The organism is Streptococcus gordonii (genome assembly GCF_001553855.1).
Lineage (GTDB): Bacteria > Bacillota > Bacilli > Lactobacillales > Streptococcaceae > Streptococcus > Streptococcus gordonii.
The window spans coordinates 1-419 of the sequence record NZ_LQWV01000019.1; the positions used below are offsets into that span (position 1 = coordinate 1).

Sequence of the window (419 nt, forward strand, 5' to 3'; positions counted from 1 at the left end):
GTCGACGCGGACTTACTTGCACTTACAGATGCGCTCGTAGACGCTGATTCACTCGCACTTACAGAGGCGCTTGTGGATGCGGACTCACTCGCAGATACCGAGGCGCTCGTAGATGCCGATTCGCTCGCAGATACTGAGGCACTAGTGGACGCGGACGTGCTTGCACTCACGGATGCGCTCGTGGACGCGGATTCACTTGCAGATACTGACGCACTCGTTGAGGCTGATTCGCTTGCACTTACCGATGCACTCGTAGACGCGGATTCGCTTGCACTTACCGATGCACTTGTAGATGCGGACTCACTGGCGCTTACTGACGCACTCGTTGAGGCTGATTCGCTGGCACTTACCGATGCACTCGTCGACGCGGATTCACTGGCAGATACTGACGCACTCGTGGATGCGGACTCACTGGCGCT

1 pseudogene is annotated in these 419 nt (G+C 57.3%); it reads left to right on the forward strand.

What is annotated here, in order from left to right:
- Positions 1-419: pseudogene (locus AWH02_RS11040) on the forward strand (MSCRAMM family adhesin SdrC); the annotation flags it as partial.